The organism is Novosphingobium sp. B-7 (genome assembly GCF_000410615.1).
Classification (GTDB): domain Bacteria; phylum Pseudomonadota; class Alphaproteobacteria; order Sphingomonadales; family Sphingomonadaceae; genus Novosphingobium; species Novosphingobium capsulatum.
Genome location: NZ_KE148491.1, coordinates 74,758 through 75,192 on the forward strand (window position 1 = coordinate 74,758; position 435 = coordinate 75,192).

Annotated in this window: 2 protein-coding genes; one reads left to right on the top strand and one right to left on the bottom strand. The window is 68.0% G+C overall.

The genetic code is table 11. From position 1 onward, the window contains the following. A partial coding sequence (locus tag H926_RS35200; RefSeq protein ID WP_237741150.1) for a murein L,D-transpeptidase catalytic domain-containing protein occupies positions 1-201 on the top strand: 201 nt, incomplete at its 5' end. A gap of 18 nt (positions 202-219) precedes the next feature. On the opposite strand, the gene H926_RS0121835 is transcribed toward H926_RS35200, so the two are convergent. Continuing rightward, positions 220-435, bottom strand: a 216-nt coding sequence (locus tag H926_RS0121835) for a DUF1674 domain-containing protein (protein WP_022678148.1), incomplete at its 5' end; no start/stop codon positions are given.

The window sequence follows — 435 nt, forward strand, 5'->3', positions numbered from 1 at the left end:
GATCCCGATAACAACATGGCGCAGGACCGTGCCATCGTCGTCCACCCGGCGTGGTATGCCAACCCGGACATGCTGGCCAAATGGGGCAAGCTCGGGCGCAGCGATGGCTGCTTTGCCATGCCCGAGGCCGATTTTACGCAAGCGCTGTGGCGTCTCGCCGCAGGCCGGCTGATCTATGCCGATCGCCTGGGCCTGGCCTGAGGCGGCCCGACACTCCGTTCAGAAGTCGATCGCAATCCCGTTCTTTTCCCAATCGCCATAGCGGGTTGGGTCAAGGCCGTCAGGGTCTTGCGTCGGCTCGGCAACGCGCGGGGGCGGGGCCGGCGCATCGGTCCAGTGGGCGGGCTTGGCAAAGGGCGCGGGGCGCTGCGTCGCGCGCTGCCGGTTGGCGGGAAGCGGCTTGTCCATGCCAAGGCCATGCGCCTTTGCGCCCCC